This is a genomic window from Streptomyces sp. NPDC048270, assembly GCF_040652335.1.
Classification (GTDB): domain Bacteria; phylum Actinomycetota; class Actinomycetes; order Streptomycetales; family Streptomycetaceae; genus Streptomyces.
Map to the genome: position 1 here is coordinate 82,597 of NZ_JBEZLV010000001.1, position 23,612 is coordinate 106,208.

Here is a 23,612-nt window from a genome sequence, read left to right on the forward strand (position 1 = left end):
TCGGGGAGGGGGTGTGCACATGGGTTACCCGCAAGTAGCATGGGCCGGGTGAGCGGGCGCTCAGCAATGCGTGCCGAGCCGCCCCCGCGCAGCAGTGCACACCCGCACCTGGAGGAGAGCCAACGTGCCTCGTACCGTCAGGGACGTCGTCTTCGTCGACGGCGTCCGCACCCCGTTCGGCAAGGCGGGCCCGAAGGGCATCTACAACGGGACCCGCGCCGACGACCTCGTCGTGAAGGCGATCCGGGAGCTGCTGCGCCGCAACCCGGACCTGGACCCCAAGAAGATCGACGAGGTCGCCATCGCCGCGACCACGCAGATCGGCGACCAGGGCCTCACGCTGGGCCGTACCGCGGGCATCCTCGCGGGCCTCCCCCAGTCCGTCCCGGGCTACTCGATCGACCGCATGTGCGCCGGCGCGCTGACCGCCGTGACCGCGGTCGCGGGCGGCGTGGCCTTCGGTGCGTACGACGTCGCCCTCGCCGGCGGTGTCGAGCACATGGGCCGCCACCCCATGGGCGAGGGCGTCGACCCGAACCCGCGCTTCGTCTCCGAGAAGCTGGTCGACGAGTCCGCCCTGTTCATGGGCATGACCGCCGAGAACCTGCACGACCGGTACCCGACGATCACCAAGCTCCGCGCCGACGAGTACGCCGTGCGCTCGCAGGAGAAGGCCGCCAAGGCGTACGCCGACGGCAAGATCCAGCAGGACCTGGTACCGATCTCGGTGCGCAACACCAACGAGGCCGCGGGCGAGACGGGCTGGGGCCTGGTCACCACCGACGAGCCGATGCGCCCGGGCACCACCCTGGAGAACCTGGCCGGCCTGAAGACCCCGTTCCGTACGCACGGCCGGGTCACCGCGGGCAACGCCGCCGGTCTCAACGACGGTGCCACCGCCGCGATCATCGCGTCCGAGGACTTCGCCCGCGAGAACAACCTCCCGGTCAAGATGCGCCTGGTCTCGTACTCCTTCGCGGGTGTCGAGCCCGAGGTCATGGGCTACGGCCCGATCCCGGCCACCGAGAAGGCCCTGGCCCAGGCCGGCCTGTCCATCGAGGACATCGGCCTGTTCGAGGTCAACGAGGCCTTCGCGGTCCAGGTCCTGGCCTTCCTGGAGCACTACGGCATCGCCGATGACGACGCCCGCGTGAACCAGTACGGCGGCGCCATCGCGTTCGGCCACCCGCTGGCCTCGTCCGGCGTGCGCCTGATGACGCAGCTGGCCCGCCAGTTCGAGGAGCAGCCGCACGTCCGCTACGGCCTGACCACCATGTGCGTCGGCTTCGGCATGGGCGCCACGGTCATCTGGGAGAACCCGAACTTCAACGCCGAGGGAGACTCCAAGTGAGCACCACCGCTGAGCTCCTGAAGGGCGCGGCCGAGCTGTTCCCGGACGAGGTCGTCACGTCCGCGCACGTCCGCCACCTGGACCTGCCGTTCGGCGCCGGGCGCTTCGCGCTCATCACGCTGGACAACGGCTTCGACCACACCAAGCCGACCACCTTCGGCCCGCAGTCCCTCGCCAACCTGAACGCGGCGATCGACCAGGTCGAGCAGGAGGCCACCGCCGGCTCCATCGTCGGCGCGGGCATCACCGGCAAGCCGTTCATCTTCGCGGTCGGCGCCGACCTCAAGGGCGTCGAGCTGCTGAAGAAGCACGACGAGGCCCTCGCCATCGGCAAGGGCGGCCACGACGTCTTCAAGCGCCTCTCCGCGCTGGCGGTCCCGACCTTCGCCTACTACAACGGCGCGGCGATGGGCGGCGGTGTCGAGGTCGGCCTGCACTGCACCTACCGCACCGTCTCCAAGGCCATCCCGGCCTTCTCGCTGCCCGAGGTCTTCCTCGGTCTGGTCCCGGGCTGGGGCGGCTGCGCCCTCCTCCCGAACCTGATCGGTGCGGAGCGCGCGGTCTCGGTCATCATCGAGAACTCGCTGAACCAGAACCGCCAGCTCAAGGGCAAGCAGGTCTTCGAGCTCGGCATCGCCGACGCGATCTTCGAGGGCGCCGACTTCCTGGAGCAGTCCCTCCTGTGGACCGCGAACGTCCTCAAGGGCGACACGCAGGTCGACCGCGCCGAGATCGACCGCGGCGAGGCCTGGGACGCGGCCGTCGCCAAGGGCCGCGCCATCGCGGACTCCAAGGTGCACGGCGCCGCTCCGGCCGCCTACCGCGCGCTGGACATCATCGCCGCGGCCAAGGACGGCGACCTCCAGGCCGGCTTCGACGCCGAGGACACGGCCCTGGCCGACCTCATCATGGGCGGCGAGCTGCGCTCGGGCATCTACGCCTTCAACCTGGTCCAGAAGCGCGGCAAGCGCCCGGCCGGCGCCCCGGACAAGTCCCTGGCCCGTCCGGTCACCAAGGTCGGCGTCGTCGGCGCGGGCCTGATGGCCTCGCAGCTGGCGCTGCTCTTCCTGCGCCGCCTGGAGGTGCCGGTGGTCCTCACCGACATCGACCAGGAGCGCGTGGACAAGGGCGTGGGCTACGTCCACGCCGAGATCCAGAAGCTGCTCGGCAAGGGCCGCATCAACCAGGACAAGGCCAACCGCCTGACCGCCCTGGTGAGCGGTGTCCTGGACAAGGCCGAGGGCTTCGCGGACGCGGACTTCATCATCGAGGCCGTGTTCGAGGAGATGTCCGTCAAGCAGAAGGTGTTCGCGGAGGTCGAGGCCGTCGCCCCGGCGCACGCGATCCTCGCCACCAACACCTCCTCGCTGTCGGTGTCGGAGATGGCCGTGGGGCTCCAGCACCCGGAGCGCGTGGTCGGTTTCCACTTCTTCAACCCGGTCGCGATCCTCCCGCTCCTGGAGATCGTCCGCGGTGAGCAGACGGACGAGGCCTCGCTGGCCACGGCCTTCGGTGTCGCCAAGAAGCTGAAGAAGACCGCGGTCCTCACCAAGGACGCCCCGGCGTTCGTCGTGAACCGCATCCTGACCCGCTTCATGGGCGAGATCCAGAACGTCATCGACGAGGGCACCCCGGTGGCCACCGCCGAGAAGGCCATCGAGCCGCTCGGCCTGCCGATGTCCCCGCTGGTCCTCCTGGAGCTCGTCGGCCCGGCCATCGGCCTGCACGTCTCCGAGACCCTGAACCGCGCCTTCCCGGAGCGCTTCACCGTCTCGCCGAACCTGGCGGCCGTGGTCAAGGCCGGCAAGCGCGGCTTCTACGTCTACTCCGCGGAGAACGGCTTCAAGCCGGAGCTGGACCCCGAGGTCGCCGCCCTCCTGGTGCAGGGCGACTCCGTCCTGACGGAGGAGCAGGTCCGCGACCGCGTCCTGGACGCGGTGGCACAGGAGATCGGCCTGATGCTGGAGGAGGGTGTCGTGGCCGAGGCCCAGGACATCGACCTCTGCCTCATCACGGGCGCCGGCTGGCCCTTCCACCTGGGCGGCATCACGCCGTACCTGGACCGCGAAGGCGTCTCGGAGCGCGTGAACGGCAAGAAGTTCCTCGCCCCCGGCCTGGCGAGCGTCCCGGCCTAGTCCGGGTCGCGGACCGGTAGCGCACGGCGTGGCCCGCCCCCTCCGGGGGGCGGGCTTCGGCCGTTCGAATATCTGTCTAAGATTCACCCCCATGACGGACACGCACGCGCGGCCCAGGCGCCGCCGACGCCGCATTCTGCGGATCACCCTGCTGCTGGTCGCCGTGCTGGTCCTGGGCACGGCCGGGGCCGGCTGGTGGGCCTACAGCCACCTCGACGGCAACATCTCCAGCGTCGACCTGGATCAGGCGATCGGCGACAACCGGCCGCCCAAGGTGGCCGCGAACGCGCAGAACATCCTGGTGATCGGCTCCGACTCGCGGGCCGGGGCCAACGCCGACCTCGACCACGGCGACGTCGGCGGCGCCCGCTCGGACACCGCGATGCTGGTGCACATACCCGAGGGCCGGGCCAAGGCGACCGCGGTGAGCATCCCCCGCGACACCCTGGTCACCCGGCCCGAGTGCAAGGCCAAGGACGGCAAGACCGTGCCCTCGGCCAAGCGCGTCATGTTCAACTCCGTCTACTCGCTGGCCGGTCCGGCCTGTGTGGTCAACACGGTGGAGCAGCTCTCCGGGGTCCGCGTGGACCACTTCGTCGAGGTGGACTTCGCCGGCTTCAAGGGTCTGGTCGACGCGCTGGGCGGGGTCACCGTCACCCTCGACAAGCCGATGACCGGGGCCAAGGGCGGCCTGAAGCTGGACGCGGGCACGCACCGGCTCGACGGCACCGACTCGCTGAAGTTCGTCCGTACCCGCTACGGCTACGGGGACGGCAGCGACCTCGGACGCATCGGCCTCCAGCAGCAGTTCATGATGGCGATGCTGTCCGAGATAAAGAAGCAGGACGCCTTCGGCAACCCGGCCCGCCTGTACAAGCTCGCCGACGCCGCGACCAAGTCGCTGACCACCGACTCCGACCTCGCCTCGCTCACCGCGCTCTCCGACTTCGCCCAGAGCATGAAGGGCGTGGACCCGGAGACGATGGAGACCATCATGCTGCCGGTCGCCTACGACAAGGTCGACCCCAACCGGGTGGTCGTGGCCGAGCCGCAGGCGACCCAGCTGTGGGAAGCCCTCCGCAAGGACCAGAAGATCCCGGCCGCCGCGAAGGACTCCCCGGCGAAGGGCTGACGGGCTAGTACTTCGCGTCGCGGCCGGACCGGCCCAGCCGGCTGTGGCTGCGCCCGTACGCGTAGTAGACGATGATGCCGATCGCCATCCAGATGCCGAAGCGCAGCCAGGTCTCGGCCGGCAGGTTGAGCATCAGCCAGACCGACGCGGCGATCGACAGGATGGGCACCACCGGCACCCACGGGGTGCGGAAGGACCGGTGCAGGTCGGGGCGGGTGCGGCGCAGGATGATCACGCCGAGCGCCACGACCACGAAGGCGAAGAGCGTGCCGATGTTCACCAGTGTCGCGAGCTCGTTGATGCTGGTGAATCCGGCGACGATCGCGATGATCACGCCGAGCAGGATCGTCGGCCGGTACGGGGTGCGGTACTTCGGGTGGGTCACCGAGAAGAACCGCGGCAGCAGGCCGTCGCGGCTCATCGCGAAGAACACCCGGGTCTGGCCCAGCAGCAGGATCATGCAGACCGTGGTGAGGCCCACCGCGGCGCCGAAGCTGATGATGCCGCCGTACACGGGATGCCCGGCGGCCTTGAAGGCGTCCGCCAGGGGTGCGCTCACCGACAGTTCGCTGTAGTGCTGCATGCCGGTCACCACGAGGGAGACCGCCACGTACAGCACGGTGCAGATCAGCAGCGAGCCCAGGATGCCGCGCGGCATGTCCTTCTGCGGCAGCGTGGTCTCCTCGGCGGCCGTGGCGACCACGTCGAAGCCGATGAAGGCGAAGAACACCACCGAGGCCGCGGTGAAAATGCCCATGATGCCGAAGTTGGTGGGCTCGTAGCCGAAGATCAGCTGGACCAGCGGGGCGTCGAGCCCGGCGCCGCCCTCCTGCTTGACGGCCGGCGGGATGAAGGGCTCGTAGTTGCTGCCCTTGATGAAGAACAGGCCCGCGATGATCACGATGAGCACCACCGTGACCTTGATCGCGACGACGAGCGCCGTGATCCGCGCGGACAGCTTCACCCCGACCACCAGGATCGCGGTCAGCACCAGCACCAGGATGAAGGCGAGCAGGTCGAAGGTGCCGCCGGGCACGTCCGGCCCTTGCAGCGCGACCGGTAGATGGATGTTCGCGTTGTCCATGAGGGAGCGGACGTACCCGGACCAGCCGACGGCGACGACGGCGGTACCGAGGGCGAATTCCAGTACGAGGTCCCAGCCGATGATCCAGGCCGGGAGCTCGCCGATCGAGGCGTACGAGAAGGTGTACGCCGAACCGGCGACGGGCACGGTCGAGGCGAACTCGGCGTAGCAGAGGGCGGCCAGCGCGCACACGACGCCCGCGGCCACGAAGGCCAGCGCGGTGGCGGGGCCGGCGGTCTCCTTGGCGACCTTGCCGGTGAGGACGAAGATGCCGGTGCCGATGATGACGCCGACGCCGAAGACGGTCAGGTCCCAGGCCGAGAGCGACTTCTTGAGCGCATGCTCCGGCTCTTCGGTGTCCCGGATGGACTGCTCGACCGACTTGGTGCGGAAAGGACTGTTCAGATCCGTACTCACCAACGCACCTCCGAACAAGGTGACGCACGCGAACGGGCCGGGAGGCCCACCCCTTCAAGGGTGATCTCCCGGCCCGTGCCGTGCAACCGCGCGTCGATCCAGTGGCCGGTATCCGTCTAGTCGACGGCGGCGGCCGGCTCGCTGTCGTAGCGCCCGTCCAACTTCGCCACCAGGCCGGTGACCTGCCGGGCGATGTCCGGAGCGGTCAGCCCGATTTCGGCCATGACCTCCTTGCGGGTGGCGTGGTCGAGGAAGCGCTGCGGGATGCCGAAGTCGCGCAGCGGCACGTCGACGCCCGCGTCCCGCAGGGCCTGGGCGACGGCGGAGCCGACGCCGCCGGCGCGGCTGTTGTCCTCGACGGTGACGACCACGCGGTGGCGGTCGGCGAGCGGGGCCAGCGCCTCGTCCACCGGCTTGACCCAGCGGGGGTCGACGACGGTGGCGGAGATGCCCTGCTTGTCGAGGAGATCGGCGATCTCCAGGCACATCGGGGCGAGCGCGCCGACGGAGACGAGCAGTACGTCCGGCCGGGTGACCTCGGGGGCCGGGGCGCGCAGCACGTCCATGCCGCCGATGCGGCCGACGGCCGGGACGGCCGGGCCGACGACGCCCTTGGAGAAGCGCACCACGGTCGGCGCGTCCTTGACCTGGACGGCCTCGTTCAGCTGGGCGCGCAGCTGCTCCGCGTCGCGCGGTGCGGCCAGCCGCAGGCCGGGGACGACCTGCAGGATGGACATGTCCCACATGCCGTTGTGGGAGGCGCCGTCGGTGCCGGTGACACCGGCGCGGTCCAGGACGAAGGTGACCCCGCACTTGTGCAGGGCGACGTCCATCAGGACCTGGTCGAAGGCGCGGTTGAGGAAGGTCGCGTACACCGCGAAGACCGGGTGGGCGCCGCCGGTGGCCAGGCCCGCCGCCGAGGTGGCGCCGTGCTGCTCGGCGATGCCGACGTCGAAGATCCGGTCGGGGTAGGCGTCCGCGAACTTCTTCAGGCCCACCGGCTGGAGCATGGCCGCGGTGATCGCGACGATGTCCTTGCGCTCCTTGCCGAGCTTGACCATCTCGTCGGCGAAGACGGAGGTCCAGCTGGCGGCGTCGGTGGAGACCGGCAGGCCGGTGTCCGGGTGGATCACGCCGACCGCGTGGAAGCGGTCCGCCTCGTCCTGGACGGCCGGCTCGTAGCCGCGGCCCTTCTGGGTGAGGCAGTGCACGATGACGGGGCCGCTGAAGCGCTTGGCGCGCTGCAGGGCCGACTCCAGGGCCTCGATGTCGTGGCCGTCGATGGGGCCGATGTACTTCAGCCCCAGGTCCTCGAACATGCCCTGCGGGGCGATGAAGTCCTTGAGGCCCTTCTTGGCCCCGTGCAGGGTCTCGTAGAGCGGCTTGCCGACGACCGGCGTGCGCTCCAGGAGGTCCTTGCCGCGGGCCAGGAAGCGCTCGTAGCCGTCCGTGGTGCGCAGGGTCGCCAGGTGGTTGGCGAGGCCGCCGATGGTGGGGCCGTAGGAGCGCTCGTTGTCGTTGACGACGATGACCAGGGGGCGGTCCTTGGCGGCGGCGATGTTGTTCAGCGCCTCCCAGGCCATGCCTCCGGTCAGCGCGCCGTCGCCGATGACGGCGGCGACGTGGTGGTCCTCCCGGCCGAGCACCTCGTTGGCCTTGGCGATGCCGTCGGCCCAGCCCAGCACGGTGGAGGCGTGCGAGTTCTCGATCACGTCGTGCTCGGACTCGGCGCGCGAGGGGTAGCCGGACAGGCCGCCCTTGGTGCGCAGGCCGGCGAAGTCCTGGCGGCCGGTGAGCAGCTTGTGGACGTAGGCCTGGTGGCCGGTGTCGAAGAGGACCTTGTCCTTGGGCGAGTCGAAGACCCGGTGCAGGGCGATCGTCAGTTCGACCACCCCGAGGTTGGGGCCGAGGTGCCCGCCGGTCTTGGAGACGGCGTCGACGAGGAAGGACCTGATCTCGGCGGCGAGCTGGTCGAGCTCCTCCTGGCTGAGCCGGTCCAGATCGCGCGGTCCCTTGATGCGGGTCAGCAGCACCCGTGCCTCCTTGCAGTTGCTTGCTGGTCTGTCGAGTCTAATGTTCCGTCGGCGGGCGCGGTCATCGGGCCGTCCCGGGAGGGTCACACCTTTGTCATACATGTACGCACCGCCCCGGGGTCACACATCACAAACGGGCGTATACCCGCACAGGCGTACCTGACCGCGTACGCACGGATGCCCGGCGCCACGCGAAGTGGCACCGGGCACTGTGACGGGTCTTACCGGCGACCCGGGCGACCGGGCGGGCGTCAGGCCCGTCCGGCCGTCTTCTGGGTCTTGCGCGTGACCGAGTCGATCACCACGGTGGCCAGCAGTACGGCGCCCGTGATCATGTACTGGATCGGAGTCGCGATCCCCTCCAGGGCCAGACCGTACTGGATCGAGGTGATGACCATGACGCCGAGGAGGGCGTTCCAGGTCCGGCCCCGGCCGCCGAAGAGGCTGGTGCCGCCGATGACGGCCGCCGCGATCACGTTCATCAGCAGGTCGCCGGCGCCGGCGCTCTGGTTGGCCGCGGCGATCTTGGAGGCCCAGAAGAGCCCGCCGATGGCCGCGAAGGTGCCGGCGATGGCGAAGACCGCGATGCGGATGCCGGTGACGTTGATGCCCGCGCGGCGGGAGGCCTCGACGCTGCCGCCGAGTGCGAAAACGTTTCGGCCGAAGGTCGTGCGGCGCAGCACGAAGTCCGTGGCGACCAGGGCCAGCACGAACAGCACCACCGCGAGCGGCAGGCCCTTGTACTGGTTGAACACGATCGCGGGACCGAAGGTGAACACCGCGAGCAGGCCGGTGCGCAGCAGGATCTCGCCGAGCGGCCGGGAGGGGACCCCGGCTGCCTCGCGGCGGCGGTTGTCGAAGAAGGTGGCGAGGAAGTACCCGACCACCGCGACCGCCGCCAGGCCGTAGCCGACGGCCACGTCCGAGAAGAAGTACGTGGTCAGCTGCCCGACCACGCCCTCGGAGTCGAGGTTGATCGTGCCGTTGCTGCCGAGGATCTGCAGCATGGCACCGGACCAGAAGAGCAGGCCCGACAGGGTGACCGCGAAGGCCGGGGCGCCGATCTTGGCGAAGAAGAAGCCGTGGATCGAGCCGATCAGGGCGCCGCCCGCGACGGCGGCGAGGATGGCCAGCCATTCGTTCACGCCGTTGGTGACGGCGAGGACGGCGACGATCGCGCCCGAGACGCCGCTGACCGAGCCGACCGAGAGGTCGATCTCGCCGAGCAGCAGCACGAAGATGATGCCGACGGCCATCATGCCGGTGGCCACCATCGTGATGGCGATGTTGGAGAGGTTCTCCGGGGAGAGGAAGTTGGAGTTCAGCCCCTGGAAGATGGACCAGATGATGATCAGACCGAGGACGACCGGGATGGATCCCAGGTCGCCGGCCTTCATCTTGCGCCCGAACTCGCTGAGGTACCCGGACAGGCCCTGCTCGCGGACGAGCAGGCGCGGGTCCACGGCCGGGATGGCGTCCGCGGCCGCGGCCGGGTTGACCACCTCGTGGTCCGCGGGGTTCGCCGCCGCCTTGTCGAGCGGGTCGGCGGCTGGGTTGTCGGTGCTCACTTGCGAGCCTCCCCGGTGCGGGCCGCCCGGCGGGTCACGGCGTTGTCCGTGGCTCCCGTGATGGCGGAGATGATCTCTTCCTGCGAGGTGTCGGCGACGGTGAAGACGCCGTTGTTGCGGCCCAGCCGCAGGACCGCCACCTTGTCGGCGACGGCCTTCACATCGGCCATGTTGTGGCTGATGAGGATCACGGCGTGGCCGCGCTCGCGCAGCCGCTCGACCAGGTCGAGGACCTGCGCGGTCTGCTCGACGCCGAGGGCGGCGGTGGGCTCGTCGAGGATCACGAGCTTGGGCTCGCCGAGCATCGAACGGGCGATGGCCACCGTCTGGCGCTGCCCGCCGGAGAGCGAGGCGATGGGGATCCGGACACTGGGGATCCGGATGGACAGCGTGGTCAGGAGCTCGCGGGCACGGCGCTCCATCTCCACCTCGTCCAGGACACCGCGGCGCTTGAGTTCGCGGCCGAGGAAGAGGTTTCCGACGACATCGATGTTGTCGCACAGGGCGAGGTCCTGGTAGACCGTCGCGATGCCCAGGTTCTGGGCGTCGTGGGGCTTGCCGATGGAGACCGGGCGGCCCTCCCACTCGATGACGCCGTCATCGATGGGGTGCACGCCGGCGATCGTCTTGACCAGCGTGGACTTGCCGGCGCCGTTGTCGCCGACGAGGGCGACCACTTCACCGGAGTGGATCTCGAGTTCTACGTCGGTCAGGGCCTGAACGGCGCCGAACCGCTTCGAGACCCCTCGCAACGCCAGCACGGGCGCAGCGGACACATGAACCATCTCCTTCGCCGCCTGACCGGCGGGGATGTCGTGCAAAAGAGCAGGAGCGGGGCGAATGGGGGATTGAGCCTGGGAGCAAACGCTTCTGCCCGGCGCCCCGCGGGTGGCGGGGTAAGAAGGAGCGGGGCGCCGGGCAGGCACGGGGGGCCGCCTCGGGGGCGGCGGGGGCCTACTTGAGGCCGAGGGTGGCGCAGGCGGCCGCGTACTTGTCGGTGCAGATCTCGTCGACCGTGTAGACGCCGTCCTTGACGACGGTGTCCTTGATGTTGTTCTTGGTGAGCGAGACGACCGGGATCAGCACGGCCGGGACGCCCTTGGTGGTCGGGCTGTCGACCGTGGAGGTGGTGACGCCGGTGACCTTCTCGCCCTTGGCGAGGGCGACGGCCATCTTCGCCGCGGCCTCGGCCTCGGGGGCGTACGGCTTGTAGACGCTCATGAACTGCTCGCCCGCGACGATGCGCTGCACACCGGCGAGTTCGGCGTCCTGGCCGGTGACCGGGGGCAGGGGGGTGACGCCGGCGGCCTTGAGGGCGGTGATGATGCCGCCGGCCATGCCGTCGTTGGCGGAGTAGACGCCGATGACCTTGTCCTTGCCGAGCGCCGAGAGGGCGGCCGCCATGTTCGTGTTGGCGTTCTCCGGCTTCCACTCGACGGTGTCGTACTCCTTGCCGACGTTCACCTTGCCGTCGAGGACGGAGTGCGCGCCGGACTTGAAGAGCTTGGCGTTCGGGTCGGTGACCGAGCCGTTCATCATGACGATCTGGCCGTCCTTGGCCTTGTCGCCCAGCGCCTCGAGGAGCGCCTTGCCCTGGACCTTGCCGACCTCTTCGTTGTCGAAGGAGGTGTAGGCGTCGATCGGGCCCTCGGCGAGGCGGTCGTAGGCGACGACCGGGATGCCGGCCTCCTTGGCCTTCTTGACCGAGCCGGCGATGGCCTTGGAGTCCACCGCGTCGACGATGAGGACGTTCACCTTGTTGGTGATCATCGTGTCGACCTGGGAGTTCTGGGTGGTCGCGTCCTGCTTGGCGTTGGCGTAGACGACCTCGCCCTTGCCGCCGGTCAGTTCCTTGACCGTCTTCTCGATGAGCGGCTTGTCGAACTTCTCGTAGCGCGCGGTCTGGTTCTCCGGGAGCAGGAGACCGACCTTGATGGCGTCGCCCGCGGCGGCTCCGGTCTCCTTGGTCTTGTCTCCGGCCTCCTTGGCACTGCCACAGGCGGCAAGCGAAACGGCCATGGCACCGGCGGCTACGGCTACGGCGGCTCTGCGCATACGCGTGTTCATTACTTGAACCTCCCTGACGAGGCCGCAACGCTGCGGCCGAGGTGGGTGTGAGTCAACCCCGGCCGCAAGTTTGCCGTCAAGGAGTGAATCCTTAACGAGATGACAACGGTGCCATCCGTTATCTAACTGAAGACATGGCGGCTGGAGTTCGCACTCCACTTCCATGGTCTGACAAAAGCGTCGAATCGCCCATCTCGCTGAGCACCAGGGCGAGTGCGCCCAGCACCTCGGCCCGCCCCCCCAAGGAGCCCGTCAGCACCGAGAGCTGGCGGGCGGCGCTCGGGATCGCGTACCTCCCCACTGATTCACGGATGGGAGCCAGGACCAGTTCACCGGCCTCCGCGAGCGAGCCCCCGAGGACCACCCGGCTCGGGTTCAGGAGGTTGCACAGACTGGCCACGCCGCTGCCGACGTGGCGGCCCACGTCGGTGATCACCCGGCGGCAGCCCGGGTCCCCCTCCCGGGCCAGCTCGACCACCCGTTCCATCGTCAACTCCGGTCCGTGGCTGCCCTGGAGGAGGGGAAGCACGTACCGGGCCGCCGCGAAGGTCTCCAGGCAGCCGCGGTTCCCGCAGCGGCAGACGGGGCCCGATTCGTCGAGGGTGATGTGCCCGATCTCGCCCGCCGTGCCGCCCGGGCCGCGGTAGATCTGACCGTTGATCACCAGCCCCGCGCCGACGCCGCTGGCCACCTTGATGTAGGCGAGGTCCTTCACTCCGCGCCCGCTCCCCCAAACGAGTTCGCCGAGCGCCCCGAGGTTCGCGTCGTTGTCCACGTACACGGGCACGCCGAGGCGCCGCGAGAGCTCCTCGCGGGGGTTGATCCCGGCCCAGCCGGGCAGGATGGCGGTCGAGCCGAGGGTTCCGGACTCGACGTCGATCGGGCCGGGCACGCCCAGGCCGACGCCGATGGCCTTGCCCAGGCTCACCCCGATGCCCGCGATCAAGCGTCCGACCAGCGCTTCCGCCCGGTCGAAGCCCTCCACCCAGGAGGCGTCCACGTCCAGCGGCTCGGCCTCCTCGGCCAGCACCTGGTGCGCGAGGTTGCCGACGGCCACCCGCAGGTGGGTGTGGCCGAAGTCCACGCCGATCACGATGCCCGCGTCCCCGCTGAGCGACACGCTGCGGGCCCGCCGGCCGCCCGCCGAGGTGTCGGTGACCTCGACGGTCCCGCCCTCCTTGAGCTCACGGACGATGTTGGAGACCGTGGCCGCCGACAGTCCGGTGGCACGGGCGATCTCCGCCTGGGTCAGCGAACCCGCGAGCCGCACCGCCCGCACGACCCGTTCGAGATTCGCGCGATGCAGCGAGGACTGCGATCCGGGAGTCTGCACGACTCATCCACTCCTGCCCATAAGCGACGGCCAGCCGTCGCCCCCCGGCCGGGGGAACGGCGCTGCGCGCTCCGAGACCCCGGCGTCTCTCCAACTTGTGAACCTTAAGTCGAGCCTTTGCGCATCCAGACGTCAAGAGGCTGACACGGGACCAAACCGCCACATCGGCCATAAGAGGGAGAGAACGGTCGCGGAGATCGTGCTACGGTCGCTGAGGCGCCGGTCCTCTGCGGCCTTTCCGGCCGGACCGCGCCCCGTGATGACAGCGCTATGCGAGGAGGTGTTCGGGATGAGTCCCGATCGAAGTCCTTGCCGCGCTCTCGCCCTCGTCGGCTGATCCGCCGGTTCTCTCCGATCCACTGATCCGCCGATCCGCTGATCGGTCGGCCTTTCCCTGAGCGCGCACGGCCACGGTGTCCCACCGCGCCCTCCGTGCGTTCCGCGTTCCTTCCTTTCCTTCCGCATGTCCTGATTCTTCTGTCAGGCATACGTCATCCATGCCCTCGGCGCATCCCGTGGCCCGTCCGCGGCACCGTGCGCCGACCCATGATCACTCCACGTGACCGAGCGGCTCCGCGCTGCCCGGACACCGTGGAGGGAGGTATTCGTCATGACCATGCTCACCCCTCGCACCCCCGCGAAGCTCGCTCCGCCGGGCCGCACCCGCCGCGAGCGCAAGGCCGCCGAGCTGGAGTCCCGCACCCGCCTCGTCGGCGAGCGCCTGACCGGGCTCAGCAGCCGCCCCGGCGTCCACGCCCTGCAGTCCGTGGACGCCTCGCGCCACGGCCTCACCCACGCCGAGGCGGCGCTGCGCCTGGAGCGGCACGGCCCCAACGTCGTGGCGCAGGAGCGTGCGCCGCTCTGGTTCGTCCAGCTCGCGAAGGCGTACTGGAACCCCTTCATCGGCGTCCTCGTCTTCCTGGCCGCCGTCATGTACTGGCAGGACCCCGGGGACCCCGGCGTCGTCATCCTCTCCGTGATGGTCGGGATCAGCGGCCTGCTGCGCTTCTGGCAGGAGTACCGCTCGGGCCGCGCGGCCGATGCGCTGAAGAAGCTCGTCACCACCACCTGCGCGGTACAGCGCCGGGCCGGCAGCGGCTCCGGTCCCACCACCTTCGAAGTGCCCATGGACCAGGTGGTCCCGGGCGACGTGGTCAAGCTGGCCGCCGGCGACCTGATCCCCGCCGACCTGCGGCTGATCACCTCCAAGGACCTGATGGTCGGCCAGGCCGCGCTCTCCGGCGAGTCCCTGCCGGTCGCCAAGGCCGACACGCGTGCCCGGGACCTCGGCCAGCAGGCGACGACGGACCCGGTCGAGGCCGACAACCTGTGCCTGATGGGGACCTCGGTCACCTCCGGCACCGCCACCGGAGTCGTCGTCGCCACCGGCGCCGACACCTACTTCGGCTCGATGGCCGGCTCGCTGGTCGGCGAGCGCCCGCAGACCAACTTCGACAACGGCGTGCGCAAGGTCAGCTTCCTGCTGATCCGCTTCATGCTGGTCATGGTCCCGGTGGTCTTCCTGGTCAACGGGCTGACCAAAGGCGACTGGAACCAGGCCTTCCTCTTCGGTGTCGCCGTCGCGGTGGGCCTGACCCCCGAAATGCTGCCGATGGTGGTCTCCGCCAACCTGGCGCGCGGCGCGGTCGCCATGGCCAGGCGCAAGGTGGTCGTCAAGCGGCTCAACGCCATCCAGAACCTGGGCGCCATGGACGTGCTCTGCACGGACAAGACCGGCACCCTCACCGAGGACCGGATCGTCCTGGACCGCTACCTGGACGTGCACGGCAACGAGGACGACGAGGTCCTGGAGTACGGCTACCTCAACTCGCACTTCCAGACCGGTCTGAGGAACCTGATGGACCAGGCGGTCATCGACCGCGTGGACGAGGCCGAGGAGGTTGTCGTCGACGCACGGTTCTCGATGGTCGACGAGATCCCCTTCGACTTCGCCCGGCGCCGGATGTCCGTGGTCCTCAACCGGAACGGCTTCGCGGGCGACCTCGGCCGCCCCGAGCACGTCATGATCACCAAGGGTGCGGTCGAGGAGGTCCTGGACCTCTGCACGCACATGGCGGACCGCGGCGAGCAGGTCGAGCTCACCGAGCAGCTGCGGTGGCACGCCACCCGCATCGCCGAGGACAGCAACCGCAGCGGCCTGCGGGTCCTGGCCGTCGCCACCCGCACCATCGCCGCGCCGCGCGACACCTACACCGTCGCCGACGAGGAGGGGCTGACGCTGGTCGGCTTCCTCGCCTTCCTCGACCCGCCGAAGGCCGACGCCGCCCGGGCCCTGCAGGGCCTGGCCGACAAGGGCATCGCGGTCAAGGTCGTCACCGGCGACAACGACCTGGTGGCCGCCCGGGTCTGCGCCGACGTCGGCATCGACGTGGGCCAGGTGGTGCTCGGCTCCGAGATCGACGCCCTCGACGAGCCGCAGCTGCGCGCGCTGGCCGCCCGTACGACCGTCTTCGCCAAGGTCAACCCGGTCCAGAAGGCCCGGATCGTGCGGGCCCTGCAGGCGGACGGGCACACCGTCGGCTTCCTCGGCGACGGCATCAACGACGCCGCCGCGCTGCGCGACGCCGATGTCGGCATCTCCGTGGACACCGCCGTCGACATCGCCAAGGAGTCGGCCGACATCATCCTGCTGGAGAAGGACCTGACCGTCCTGGAGCAGGGCGTGCTCCAGGGCCGGACCACCTTCGGCAACACGATCAAGTACATCAAGATGACGGCCTCGTCGAACTTCGGCAACGTCTTCTCGGTGCTGGTGGCGAGCGCCTTCATCCCCTTCCAGCCGATGCTCGCGATCATGCTGCTCGTGCAGAACCTGGTCTACGACATCTCCCAGCTGGCGACCCCGTGGGACCGGATGGACGAGGAGTACCTGCGCAAGCCCCGCAACTGGGACGCCAAGGGCATCCTGCGGTTCATGGTCACCATCGGCCCCGTCAGCTCCGTCTTCGACATCTCGATGTTCCTGATCATGTGGAACGTCTTCGCCGCCGACAGCGAGGCGAGCCAGTCGCTCTTCCAGTCCGGCTGGTTCATCGAGGGCCTGCTCTCGCAGACCCTGATCGTCCACATGATCCGCACCCGGAAGATCCCCTTCGTCCAGTCCCGCGCCTCGTGGCCGGTGATGGTGACGACGGTCCTCGCGGTGCTGACCGGCCTGTACCTGCCGTTCTCCCCGCTGGCCGGCTCGCTGGGCTTCGTGGCCCTGCCGGCGAGCTACTTCCCGTGGCTGATCGGCGTGCTGCTCGCCTACTGCACGCTCACCCAGCTCGTGAAGACCTGGTACATCCGCAGGTTCAACACCTGGCTCTGAGGCCCGAGCAGGGAGAAGGGAGAGGCCGGTGCAGCTCACCGAATGGGAGATGGCCGCGCATCTGGCCGCCGCGCTCGGACTCGGAGCCGTCATCGGCCTGGAACGGCAGTGGCGGGCCCGCCTCGCGGGACTGCGTACGAACGCCCTGGTGGCGGGCGGGGCGGCACTGTTCGTGCTGCTCTCGCAGTACGGGTTCCTCAGCGCGGCCGCGGAGGTGAACTACGACGGCTCCCGGGTCGCCGCCCAGATCGTCTCCGGGATCGGCTTCCTCGGCGCCGGCGTGATCATGCGCGACGGGCTGAGCGTGCGGGGCCTGAACACGGCCGCCACCCTGTGGTGTTCGGCGGCCGTGGGCTGTCTGGCCGGCGTGGGCCTGTTCGTGCTGGCCCTATGCGGCACGGCGGGCGTGGTGGGGGCGAACCTCGTCCTGCGCCCGCTGGGCCGTCGCCTGGACCGCGAGCCGCGCGGCGGGGCCGAGGTGGCCGCCGACTACCACTTCGAGGCGGTGTGCCTGGAGTCGGAGGAAGCCCACATCCGCCACCGGCTGGTGGACGCGCTGGCCCGGCCGGGCTACCAGCTCCGGGAGATCCGCAGCCAGGACGGCCCGGCGGCCGGCCGGGTGACGGTGTCCGCGCTGCTGACCGCCGAGGGCCAGAAGGGCAAGGCCCTCGAGGAAGCGGTCAGCAACCTCTCGCTCGACCCCTCGGTCTCGGCGGTCAGCTGGTCGGTCGTGCCGGACCCGGCGGCCTGAGCCGGGCCGGACCGGTGCCGGCCCGGCCCCCGCCCCGCTACTTGAGGGTGGCGGAGGTCAGGCCGGCCTGGATCTGGCGCTGGAAGGAGAGGTAGACCGCCAGCATGGGGATGACGGCGATGGTCGCGCCGGCGAACAGCACCGGCAGGTCCGTCTCGTACCCCATCTGGTACTGGAGCTGGATGAGCCCCTGCGTGAGCATGTAGCGCTCGGGCTCTCCGCTCGTCTGGGGCTGCATCAGCACGGCGGGCAGGATGTACTGGTTCCACTGCCCCAGGACGTTGAATATCCCGACGCTGATCAGGCCGGGCTTGGCCATCGGCAGCATCACCTGGAAGAAGATCCGGGTGTCGGAGGCCCCGTCGATGACCGCCGCCTCGTGGATCGCCGTGGGCAGCGTCCGGAAGAAGGAGTGCATGAAGAAGACGGTGAACGGCATCGAGTAGGCGACGTACACCAGGATCAGGCCCTGGTACGTGTTCAGCATGTCGAAGCGCTTGACCATGAAGAACAGCGGTACGAGCGCCAGGAACACCGGGAACATCGCCCCGCTGACGAAGAAGTAGTAGACGACCCGGTTGCCCTTGAAGGGGTAGCGGGCCAGCACGTAGGCGGCCATCGAGCCGAACAGCATGGTCAGCGGCACCGAGAACACCAGCACGATGAGGGTGTTGGCGAAGTAGCCGCCGATGCCCTTGTCCCAGGCCCTGCCGAAGGCGTCGAAGTTCCAGTTCGCGGGCCAGGTCAGGGCCGAGCCGCCGATCTGCGCGTCGGTCTTGAAGGCGCCGAGCGCCAGCCAGATCAGCGGAAGCACGATCATTATCGCCCAGAGGGCGAGGAACCCGTGCGAGAAGACGTTGAGGACCACGCCCTCGGAGCGGGACTTGTCCCCCGCCCCCGGCCGGCCGGCCTTCCCGGACCGCTCCGCGGCCGCTTCGCCCGGAGCCTTGATCACTGTGGTCATGGAGGTCTCCCGCTCAGAACTCGATGCGCTCGCGGCGGGTGGCACGCAGCGTGATGACGGAGAGGATCATGGTCAGGGCGAGCATGACCACGCCCATGGCGCAGGCGTAGCCGCTCTTGCCGAAGTACAGGAAGTTGCGCATCAGCACCGTCGCCATGACCTCGCTGTGGTGGTCGGGACCGCCGCCGAACTGGCCCGAGGTCATGGTCGACACAAGGACGAACATGTCCATCGCGGCGATGCCCAGGTAGACCGCGGAGGTCTGCACAGAATCCCACAGGAGCGGCAGTGTGACCTTGAAGAAGGTCTGGGCGCGTCCGGCGCCGTCGAGCAGGGCCGCCTCGTAGATGTCCTTGGGGACGGACTGCATGGCCGCCGAGAACAGGACGAGGTAGAAGCCGACGCCGTGCCAGACGACCACGAAGAGCAGGCACCAGAGCACGAAGTTCGGCTCGTTGAGCCATTCGACCGGGTGCTGCGGGGAGATCAGGCCGAGCTTGATGAGGAAGCCGTTGAGCAGGCCGCCCTCGTCACTGCGGTAGATCGCGCCGAAGAGGACGGCGAGGATGGCGAGGGAGAGGACCTGCGGGAAGAAGTAGACGACCTTGTAGAAGCGCGAGCCGCTGACGCCCTGCACCCCGCCGGCCCCGCTGCGCCCTCCCGCGTTCACCATGAAGGCGAAGAAGAGGGCCAGCAGGATGGTGATCACCGGGACGAACACCAGGAGCAGCAGGTTGTGCCAGAGCGCGCCGCGGAAGACCTCGTCGTTCAGCAACGTCGCGTAGTTGTCCAGGCCGACGAAGTCGAACGTCGGGGACTGCCCCGTCCAGTTGGTGAAGGAATAGCCGAACGTCTGCACGTACGGCCAGATGACGAAGGTCAGGTACAGCGCGAGGGGCGCGAAGAGGAAGCCGGTGATGAAACCGGCCCGCCCCTTGCCCTGGGCTACGTGGCTCATGGTGTCCGTCCCTGCGGTGTCAGCTGCGGCGGTTGTTCTTGGCGTTCGGGTCCTTGGCAGCCTTGTCTACCGCAGCCTGGGCCCGCTTGATCCACTCCTTTGGCTGGATGCGCTGCGCCATCAGCTCATTGGACGCGTTCTGGATCTCGGTGTCCATTTCGCTGTACCAGTCGGGGTAGCGGTAGCTGAAGGTGTTGGCGTCCGCGGCCTTGAGGGCGTCCACGGCCGACTGGGTGCCCGGCCGCAGCTTGACGCTGGGGTCGACGCCGTCCTTGACGACGGTGAGCGAGTTGGCCTGCTGGGCGAAGATCGTCGACCACTCGCGGGACAGCATCGAGCGGAGGAACTCCAGTCCGCCGGCCTTGTTGGCGGCCTTCTCGGGGACGATGAACGGCTCGTCCACGCCGGCCCGGATGGCCTCGTAGGGCAGCTTGCTGTCGGCGAGCAGGGGCACCGGCAGGAACTTCATGTCGAAGTCCTCCGGGGTCTGCTTCAGCTGCTCGTTCTCCAGCCAGGAGCCGGAGGGGATGAAGGCGGCCTTGTACTGGTTCCAGGCGGTCTGGGACTCCGTGTGGGTGAGGCCGTTGGTGCCGGGCATCAGCAGGCCCTTCTCCACCACCTCGTAGACCGCCTCGACCGCGGCGAGGGCGGCCGGGTTGCCCTCGAAGGCGTTCGGCTCCAGGTGGTCGATCGCCTTCATGGCGTCCAGACCGCCCTTCTTGGCGATCAGGTCCATGATGACCACGTTGATGTAGTACGGGAACTTGCCCTGGTGGGCGAGGCCGCCGATGCCCGCCTCCTTGGCCTTGGTGCAGACGGCCAGGAACTCGTCCCAGGTCTTCGGCGGGGTCCAGCCCTTCTCCTTGAAGAGCTTGCCGGAGTACCAGAGGCCGAACACGGCGTAGACGTACTTCAGGGTGACGAACTTGCCGCCCAGCATGCCCTGTTCGACGGCGCCGGCGACCAGCGTGTCGCGCACCTTCTTGGTCGGGTCGTCGAGCGAGGGCGCGTCGAGCACGGCGGTGAGGTCGGCGAGCTGGTTGCCCTTGGCGAGTACGTCCAGCTTGATCTGCTGGGCGCCGGAGTCGTCGACGACGTCCGGGGGGTTGCCGCCGTTGAAGCGCGGCTGCAGCTTGGCGGTGATCTCCTGGGTGCCCAGGTGGGAGCTGGTCGTGCCCCACTTCTTGTCGAAGGCGGCCTCCCAGGCCTTGGCGTAGTCGTCGCCGAAGCCGCCCTTGAAGACCACGACGTCCAGCTTGCTGCCCTTGGCGACGCCGAAGGGGTTCTCCTTGGAGACGACGCCCTTGTCCGGGCCCTTCGTGCTCTCCTCGCCGCCGGAGGCGCAGGCGGACAGGAAGCTCATCGTCGGCACCGTGATCAGTCCGAGTGCTGCGGAGCGCTTGATCAGATCACGGCGCCCGAGGCCCTCACCAGTGGATCCCATGCTCATGTCCTCGCCTTCGTCAGAAGTGTGAAGGAGGCCGGGACATCACGGCGGTTGCCGTGCATGCGGACATCGCCGCAGGTCCCCGCCCATCCCCCCGGTCCGGACCACTCGTCTCGCGATGATCCGGACGGGCACAGGTATAGTCCACTTCCGCTCACGTGAGCAAGATCATGCACACGGATGGCGGCCAGCTTTTCCGAGTTGAGACCTGGCCGTCATCTGCGCCGGACGCCGGACAAGCGGAAGGGCCGTACCCCCTTTTCGGGGATACGGCCCTTCGGCGCCGGTCCGGAGCCGGACCGCGGTGGTGCCTAGCCGCGGATCAGGTTGCGGAGCACGTACTGCATGATGCCGCCGTTGCGGTAGTAGTCCGCCTCACCCGGCGTGTCGATGCGGACGACCGCGTCGAACTCCACGCCCGTGTCGGTGGACACCTTGACGGTGCGCGGGGTGGTGCCGTTGTTCAGCTCCTCCACGCCGGTGAAGGAGAAGGTCTCCTCGCCGGTGAGGCCCAGGGAGGCCGCCGTGGCGCCCTCGGGGAACTGCAGGGGCAGGACGCCCATGCCGATCAGGTTGGAGCGGTGGATGCGCTCGTAGGACTCGGCGATGACGGCCTTGACGCCGAGCAGCGCGGTGCCCTTGGCCGCCCAGTCGCGGGAGGAGCCGGAGCCGTACTCCTTGCCCGCCAGGATGACCAGCGGGATGCCGGCGGCCTGGTAGTTCTGGGAGGCGTCGTAGATGAAGGAGACCGGCGCGTCCGGGGCGGTGAAGTCGCGGGTGAAGCCGCCCTCGGTGCCCGGCGCGATCTGGTTGCGCAGGCGGATGTTGGCGAAGGTACCGCGGATCATGACCTCGTGGTTGCCGCGGCGGGAACCGTACGAGTTGAAGTCACGGCGCTCGACGCCGTGCTCCGTGAGGTACTTGCCGGCCGGGGTGTCGGCCTTGATCGCACCGGCCGGGGAGATGTGGTCGGTGGTGACCGAGTCGCCCAGCTTCGCCAGCACGCGGGCGCCGGCGATGTCGGAGACCGGGGTGGTCTCCATCGTCATGCCCTCGAAGTAGGGGGGCTTGCGGACGTAGGTGGACTGCGGGTCCCACTCGAACGTGTTGCCGGTCGGGATGGACAGCGCCTGCCACTGGGCGTCGCCCGCGAAGACGTCCTGGTAGGACTTGCTGAACATGTCCTCGCCGATGGCGTTCGCCACGACGTCGTTGACCTCGGCCTCGGAGGGCCAGATGTCCTTGAGGAAGACCGGGTTGCCCTCGGTGTCGGTGCCGATGGCCTCGGTGGTGATGTCCACCTTCATGGAGCCCGCGATGGCGTACGCGACGACCAGCGGCGGGGAGGCCAGGTAGTTCATCTTGACGTCGGGGTTGATCCGGCCCTCGAAGTTGCGGTTGCCGGAGAGCACCGAGGTGACCGCGAGGTCGTGCTCGTTGATCGCCTTCGAGATCTCCTCGTCCAGCGGACCGGAGTTGCCGATGCAGGTGGTGCAGCCGTACCCGACGAGGTTGAAGCCCATCTTGTCGAGGTAGGGGGTCAGGCCGGCCTTGTCGAAGTAGTCGGTGACGACCTTCGAGCCCGGGGCCAGGGTGGTCTTGACCCACGGCTTGCGGGACAGGCCCTTCTCGACCGCCTTCTTGGCCACGAGCGCCGCGGCGACCATGACGTAGGGGTTCGAGGTGTTGGTGCAGGAGGTGATCGCGGCGACGGTGACGGCGCCGTGGTCGATCTCGAAGGAGGAGCCGTCGGCCAGGGTGACCAGGGTCGGGCGGGTCGGGACGCCGTTGGCGGAGGCCGGGGCGTCGGAGGCCGGGAAGGACTCCTTGCCGGCCTCGTCGTCGTCCTCGACGTAGTTGCGCACGTCCTGCGCGAACTGCTGGGAGGCGTTGGCGAGGACGATGCGGTCCTGCGGGCGCTTCGGGCCGGCGATGGAGGGGACGACCGTGGAGAGGTCGAGCTCCAGCTTCTCGGAGAAGTCCGGCTCGGCGGCCGGGTCCAGCCACAGGCCCTGCTCCTTGGCGTACGCCTCGACGAGCGCGACCTGCTGGGCGTCGCGGCCGGTCAGGCGCAGGTACTTCAGCGTCTCGCCGTCGATCGGGAAGATCGCGGCGGTGGAGCCGAACTCCGGCGACATGTTGCCGATGGTGGCGCGGTTCGCGAGGGAGGTGGCGGCGACGCCCTCGCCGTAGAACTCGACGAACTTGCCGACGACGCCGTGCTTGCGCAGCATCTCGGTGATCGTGAGCACCAGGTCGGTGGCGGTGGTGCCGGTCGGCAGCTCGCCGGTCAGCTTGAAGCCCACGACGCGCGGGATCAGCATGGAGACCGGCTGGCCGAGCATCGCGGCCTCGGCCTCGATGCCGCCGACGCCCCAGCCCAGCACGCCCAGGCCGTTGACCATGGTGGTGTGCGAGTCGGTGCCGACGAGGGTGTCGGGGTAGGCCTGGCCGCCCCGCACCATGACCGTGCGGGCCAGGTGCTCGATGTTGACCTGGTGGACGATGCCGGTGCCCGGGGGGACGACCTTGAAGTCGTCGAAGGCGGTCTGGCCCCAGCGCAGGAACTGGTAGCGCTCCTTGTTGCGGCCGTACTCGAGCTCGACGTTCTGCGCGAAGGCGTCCTTCGTGCCGAACTTGTCGGCGATGACCGAGTGGTCGATGACCATCTCGGCGGGCGAGAGCGGGTTGATCTTCGCCGGGTCGCCGCCGAGGGCCTTCACGGCCTCGCGCATGGTGGCGAGGTCCACGACGCAGGGAACGCCGGTGAAGTCCTGCATGATCACGCGAGCCGGCGTGAACTGGATCTCCTCGCTGGGCTGGGCCTGCGAGTCCCAGTTGCCGAGCGACCGGATGTGGTCGGCGGTGATGTTCGCGCCGTCCTCGGTACGGAGCAGGTTCTCCAGCAGCACCTTCAGGCTGTAGGGCAGGCGGGCCGAGCCCTCAACCTTGTCCAGCCGGAAGATCTCGTACGACTCGTCGCCCACCTGCAGCGTGCTGCGGGCGTCGAAGCTGTTCGCCGACACGACAGTCTCCTTCAT

At 69.1% G+C, this 23,612-nt stretch carries 15 protein-coding genes; 5 read left to right on the forward strand and 10 right to left on the reverse strand.

Annotated elements, in window-relative coordinates:
* The first annotated feature begins 124 nt into the window (after positions 1 to 124).
* The 3 genes from AB0D66_RS00350 (at position 125) to AB0D66_RS00360 (ending at position 4,618) form a co-directional block, all read left to right on the forward strand.
* Entirely contained in the window at positions 125 to 1,351 is a 1,227-nt protein-coding gene (locus AB0D66_RS00350) for an acetyl-CoA C-acyltransferase (RefSeq protein ID WP_266997582.1), read from the forward strand.
* The gene (locus AB0D66_RS00355) at positions 1,348 to 3,486 is read left to right on the forward strand and encodes a 3-hydroxyacyl-CoA dehydrogenase NAD-binding domain-containing protein (protein ID WP_362294312.1); all 2,139 of its coding nucleotides are present in this window, start codon (positions 1,348 to 1,350) and stop codon (positions 3,484 to 3,486) included. The genes AB0D66_RS00350 and AB0D66_RS00355 overlap by 4 nt, the downstream gene beginning before the upstream one ends.
* Before the next feature lie 91 nt (positions 3,487 to 3,577).
* Positions 3,578 to 4,618: an LCP family protein gene (locus AB0D66_RS00360; RefSeq protein ID WP_362294315.1), complete on the forward strand. Its 1,041-nt coding sequence runs from the start codon at positions 3,578 to 3,580 to the stop codon at positions 4,616 to 4,618.
* A 4-nt stretch (positions 4,619 to 4,622) separates the two neighbouring features.
* Here the strand turns inward: AB0D66_RS00360 and AB0D66_RS00365 are convergent, their stop codons facing one another.
* The 6 genes from AB0D66_RS00365 to AB0D66_RS00390 all read right to left on the reverse strand — a co-directional run bounded on the left by AB0D66_RS00365 (position 4,623) and on the right by AB0D66_RS00390 (position 13,120).
* Positions 4,623 to 6,119, reverse strand: a complete 1,497-nt coding sequence (locus tag AB0D66_RS00365) for an amino acid permease (RefSeq protein WP_362294318.1) — start codon at positions 6,117 to 6,119, stop codon at positions 4,623 to 4,625.
* Positions 6,120 to 6,235: 116 nt separating this feature from the next.
* Positions 6,236 to 8,152: a 1-deoxy-D-xylulose-5-phosphate synthase gene (dxs, locus tag AB0D66_RS00370; protein WP_362294320.1), complete on the reverse strand. Its 1,917-nt coding sequence runs from the start codon at positions 8,150 to 8,152 to the stop codon at positions 6,236 to 6,238.
* 251 nt (positions 8,153 to 8,403) lie between these two features.
* Positions 8,404 to 9,654, reverse strand: a complete 1,251-nt coding sequence (locus AB0D66_RS00375; RefSeq protein WP_362294917.1) for a sugar ABC transporter permease — start codon at positions 9,652 to 9,654, stop codon at positions 8,404 to 8,406.
* A 62-nt stretch (positions 9,655 to 9,716) separates the two neighbouring features.
* Positions 9,717 to 10,505 carry an ATP-binding cassette domain-containing protein gene (locus AB0D66_RS00380; protein ID WP_069922436.1) on the reverse strand — a complete coding sequence of 263 codons (789 nt, stop codon included), beginning with the start codon at positions 10,503 to 10,505 and terminating at the stop codon, positions 9,717 to 9,719.
* Positions 10,506 to 10,674: 169 nt separating this feature from the next.
* Positions 10,675 to 11,787 (reverse strand): substrate-binding domain-containing protein, encoded by a 1,113-nt coding sequence (locus AB0D66_RS00385; RefSeq protein WP_362294324.1) that lies wholly within the window; start codon positions 11,785 to 11,787, stop codon positions 10,675 to 10,677.
* A gap of 118 nt (positions 11,788 to 11,905) precedes the next feature.
* Positions 11,906 to 13,120, reverse strand: a complete 1,215-nt coding sequence (locus AB0D66_RS00390; RefSeq protein ID WP_362294327.1) for an ROK family transcriptional regulator — start codon at positions 13,118 to 13,120, stop codon at positions 11,906 to 11,908.
* A 610-nt stretch (positions 13,121 to 13,730) separates the two neighbouring features.
* Between AB0D66_RS00390 and mgtA the strand changes: the two genes are divergently transcribed.
* Entirely contained in the window at positions 13,731 to 16,451 is a 2,721-nt protein-coding gene (gene mgtA, locus AB0D66_RS00395) for a magnesium-translocating P-type ATPase (RefSeq protein ID WP_362294330.1), read from the forward strand.
* Between the two features lie 28 nt (positions 16,452 to 16,479).
* Positions 16,480 to 17,202, forward strand: a complete 723-nt coding sequence (locus tag AB0D66_RS00400; RefSeq protein WP_362294333.1) for an MgtC/SapB family protein — start codon at positions 16,480 to 16,482, stop codon at positions 17,200 to 17,202.
* A 37-nt stretch (positions 17,203 to 17,239) separates the two neighbouring features.
* Here the strand turns inward: AB0D66_RS00400 and AB0D66_RS00405 are convergent, their stop codons facing one another.
* The 4 genes from AB0D66_RS00405 to acnA form a co-directional block, all read right to left on the reverse strand.
* On the reverse strand, positions 17,240 to 18,166 hold the full coding sequence (locus tag AB0D66_RS00405) for a carbohydrate ABC transporter permease (RefSeq protein WP_362294336.1): 927 nt from the start codon (positions 18,164 to 18,166) through the stop codon (positions 17,240 to 17,242).
* Between the two features lie 13 nt (positions 18,167 to 18,179).
* Positions 18,180 to 19,124 (reverse strand): sugar ABC transporter permease, encoded by a 945-nt coding sequence (locus AB0D66_RS00410; protein WP_362294339.1) that lies wholly within the window; start codon positions 19,122 to 19,124, stop codon positions 18,180 to 18,182.
* Between the two features lie 19 nt (positions 19,125 to 19,143).
* Complete coding sequence (gene ngcE / locus AB0D66_RS00415) at positions 19,144 to 20,574, reverse strand: N-acetylglucosamine/diacetylchitobiose ABC transporter substrate-binding protein (protein ID WP_362294342.1); 1,431 nt, start codon at positions 20,572 to 20,574, stop codon at positions 19,144 to 19,146.
* Between the two features lie 308 nt (positions 20,575 to 20,882).
* Entirely contained in the window at positions 20,883 to 23,597 is a 2,715-nt protein-coding gene (gene acnA, locus AB0D66_RS00420; RefSeq protein WP_362294919.1) for an aconitate hydratase AcnA, read from the reverse strand.
* Between the last annotated feature and the right edge of the window lie 15 nt (positions 23,598 to 23,612).

Bases quoted from the DNA above. Each gene is read 5' to 3' on its own strand.
- AB0D66_RS00360 (WP_362294315.1), top strand. From the start codon at position 3,578: ATGACGGACACGCACGCGCGGCCCAGGCGCCGCCGACGCCGCATTCTG.
- ngcE (WP_362294342.1), bottom strand. From the start codon at position 20,574: ATGAGCATGGGATCCACTGGTGAGGGCCTCGGGCGCCGTGATCTGATC.
- AB0D66_RS00380 (WP_069922436.1), bottom strand. From the start codon at position 10,505: ATGGTTCATGTGTCCGCTGCGCCCGTGCTGGCGTTGCGAGGGGTCTCG.
- AB0D66_RS00405 (WP_362294336.1), bottom strand. From the start codon at position 18,166: ATGACCACAGTGATCAAGGCTCCGGGCGAAGCGGCCGCGGAGCGGTCC.
- AB0D66_RS00385 (WP_362294324.1), bottom strand. From the start codon at position 11,787: ATGAACACGCGTATGCGCAGAGCCGCCGTAGCCGTAGCCGCCGGTGCC.
- AB0D66_RS00410 (WP_362294339.1), bottom strand. From the start codon at position 19,124: ATGAGCCACGTAGCCCAGGGCAAGGGGCGGGCCGGTTTCATCACCGGC.
- mgtA (WP_362294330.1), top strand. From the start codon at position 13,731: ATGACCATGCTCACCCCTCGCACCCCCGCGAAGCTCGCTCCGCCGGGC.